This window comes from Pseudobutyrivibrio xylanivorans (assembly GCF_010906925.1).
Lineage (GTDB): Bacteria > Bacillota > Clostridia > Lachnospirales > Lachnospiraceae > Pseudobutyrivibrio.
In genome coordinates this window covers 1-387 of record NZ_VTVE01000029.1, presented here as the reverse complement: position 1 = coordinate 387, position 387 = coordinate 1, and the positions used below count along the sequence as shown (strand labels likewise).

Genomic DNA, 387 nt, shown 5'->3' with positions numbered 1-387 from the left:
CTGTTTGGATTGGGATTTTATACTTTCGACTAAATGTCCATGTCGGTTGCTTGGTTACTAAACGTGTAATGGTATCTATTACTTTCAATGCCGCGATAACGCTGTGATTTTGTTGTACTGACTCATAAAGTTTGCTTAATGTGCCTTGTGTAACAAAGGGTCTAGCTGCATCGTGTACGAATATATACTCACACGGCTCAATTGCTTTTAATACATTATAAATACTGTATTGGCGTTCACTACCACCTTCCGTGATAATGCCTAACTTACTGTAATTGATAAGCATTGTTTGTAATGTATCTATTTCATCATGTTGTGCGGCCAGGTGTATCGCACGACAGTTCTTATCATTTTGAAATACCTGTACAGTATGTTCCAGTATTGATT

1 protein-coding gene is annotated in these 387 nt (G+C 37.2%); it reads right to left on the bottom strand.

What is annotated here, in order from left to right:
* Window positions 1-387: IspD/TarI family cytidylyltransferase (locus tag F0Q01_RS13760; RefSeq protein ID WP_205467997.1), on the bottom strand; the 387-nt coding region annotated here is incomplete at both ends.